2 protein-coding genes are annotated in these 2,423 nt (G+C 61.7%); one reads left to right on the top strand and one right to left on the bottom strand.

Annotated elements, in window-relative coordinates:
* The coding region (locus JOZ76_RS35975; RefSeq protein ID WP_291706122.1) for a hypothetical protein at positions 1 to 184 on the top strand (184 nt) is incomplete at its 5' end.
* Positions 185 to 587: 403 nt separating this feature from the next.
* Here the strand turns inward: JOZ76_RS35975 and JOZ76_RS35970 are convergent.
* The gene (locus JOZ76_RS35970; protein WP_291706121.1) at positions 588 to 1,994 is read right to left on the bottom strand and encodes an IS4 family transposase; all 1,407 of its coding nucleotides are present in this window, start codon (positions 1,992 to 1,994) and stop codon (positions 588 to 590) included.
* Positions 1,995 to 2,423 lie beyond the last annotated feature (429 nt).

Raw genomic sequence — 2,423 nt, 5'->3', positions numbered from 1 at the left:
CGATGCCCCGCACCTGCCCGGCGCCCGTCAGCGCGCCCCCCAGAAGCAGCGCCACCGCATAGATCGCATGATGAAGGACCAAACCCAGGAGCGTCGGCCAAACATCGGTCCCGTCGCCGCCGATCAAGAATCCAGCCGTCAGGAGCTGCTGCAGGCCAAAGATGACGCCCTGCGTGACGATTAATCCGATGACGATCTTCCCCCACGGCGTATGCTGCCAGCGAGGGGACTCCTCCTGCTCGTGTGGCAACGCTGGCGCCGCGGAACATTGAAGATTCGGCGCGTGATACAAGAGCACCACGTTGCACAACGGGCATTGGCCGTTCTTCTCAAACAGTTGCTTGCATTGCGGACAAACCAGCGACATGGTACCTGAGTCCTTGCGCCTGGAGGTCTTCCACTCTATTTCCGCGCAACTGTAGGTTATTTTTCGTCGAGAGGAAGAATTTTCTGCCGATTTTCTTGAAGTGGATCAGCGAGCCGTGCCCGGTAAGGGGCCGGGTATTGATGGTCACATAAGTAATGCCTGCGTTGATTCCTTACTCCCTCTCCCCCTGTAATCAGGGGGAGAGGGCGGGGCTTAGGTTTTACCACAAGTTTTTTGGGCGAGCGGTGAAGCCGGTTACGATGGATTCGAGTTTGGTCCAGCCGCGCCACAAGGTCAGCCAACCTGGAAAGCCGTCGCCCTTGCGGTTTTGGTGACCGCCGAGACGAGCCACATGCATGTAAAAGGTCAACACCGTTGCGTCGCTCTTGAGCCGGCCCGGGTAGCAACTGGCCAAGGCCTCCACGTACACGCGGTCCACCAACTCGGTCGCCCGGCGGCGGTCGGCGTCCGGCGCGCGCGCTGCGTCACGCAATCGCAACAAGGTCGTCGCCACGGCCGACAGCAATGCGATCGCTGGCTCCGCGGCTTCCCGGTGGTCGAATTGCAAGGTCTCGATGCCGCAGCCGGTCTTCATCCCTTTGTGGTATTCCTCGATGATCCAACGCAGCTCGTACCAATCGACGCGCTCGAAGGCATCGTGCAGCGTCCGCACCGGGCAATTGCTCAACAAGATCCATTCCAAGGGTTCTTCGTCCGCGGGCGTGTTCGGTTCCCACACGCGTACGGCCCACAAATCCAACGGCACAGCGGCGTACTCGCCCGACTTCTTGCCCGGCGGCGCGATGCACACCGGCGTGAACGCGATCTGCACTTCGGTCGTCCGCGCCTTGCGGCCCGGCGAGCACACCTTGAGCGTGCGTCGGCCCACCGCCTGGACGGCACGCACCGCGTCGAACAGATAAGCCTCCTCGCCCATCGGCTCGGCGAGTCGGCGATTCTCCTTGGCCCGCAGCACGAAGAGTCGATCGTGCGTGATGGCATGGGCCATGTACTCGAAGGTGTCCGACAAACTGTCGGAAACATCGACCACGCGCACGCCGGCCGGCGCCGGACCGCAACGCTCGACCCCCTGTACCCACAACCGGCTCTCGCGGCTGACCCGTTCGCGTGCTTGCTTGGTGGTTTCGTTTTTGCGAACGTGGGCCCGTCGATGCAAAAGCTGCGACAGCAAACCGAGCGTCTCCGGCACCACGGTCCCGCGTGCCGGATCGGCGCTCAGACGCACGGCCAAACTGTTGTGAGCAACGTAGCCGCGGCACGTGCCCTGGCCAATCTGTCCCATACGCTCGGCAAGGGCGTGACGCGTGGTGTAATCCAACTCGGTGGCGTCGTGGAGCACCAGGACCACCTCGCCGCCACACGCGGCCACACGACGACGCGTGTCGTCGGCATGCGCCTGCAACAGCCGCTCATGCGTGACGGTCGGGCAATTCATCAAGCGATAAAAAGCACGCAAGTCGGCGGGCTTGGGAAACTTGTCGGGCAAGGTACCGCCGGGATGACGACAGATGTCATCGGCCGCCTGGACCAGGCGATCGGTGCGTCGTTTATCGCCGAGATCGATGTCGCCGAACGTGCGTTCGCCGAACGAAAGCGTGGTATCCATGCCCTGACCCTCGAGGAGCAACCGCGGGTGCCCCCCGCGCGTCGCAGTCCAGTGTGGGCCAAACGTCAAGGCGCGAGCTGCGATTCTGCCGGATTGCAAAATTTTCAGCGCCATCGCAACCATAAGGAAGTCCGTCGCCCTGGAAACAATTACAAAAAAACGTTACGCACTCGGACACTTCCCACCTGCGACAATTTCTCGTCAGTTGTGGGTAAACCTAAGCCCCGGCCCTCTCCCCCTGAGTACAGGGGGAGAGGGAGAATGCCGTCGAGGCGAAGATCATTAAGGTGTTCTCAACAGAAACGATCTTAGCCATGCCGCGGGTGCGACGCAAGTTGCGGGGTTGAAAATCCGGCTTCAGGATAAGGCTTGCCCCGTTTCGCCAAACTCCGTGACCGGCAAGCTAGCCATTCTCGGCGTGATCCTCAC

This window comes from Bradyrhizobium sp. (genome assembly GCF_019244115.1).
Classification (GTDB): Bacteria; Pseudomonadota; Alphaproteobacteria; order Rhizobiales; family Xanthobacteraceae; genus Bradyrhizobium.
Note: the sequence above shows the minus strand (reverse complement) of the source record. Positions and strands in the feature narration are given on the sequence as shown.

Bases quoted from the DNA above. Each gene is read 5' to 3' on its own strand.
- JOZ76_RS35970 (WP_291706121.1), bottom strand. From the start codon at position 1,994: ATGGATACCACGCTTTCGTTCGGCGAACGCACGTTCGGCGACATCGAT.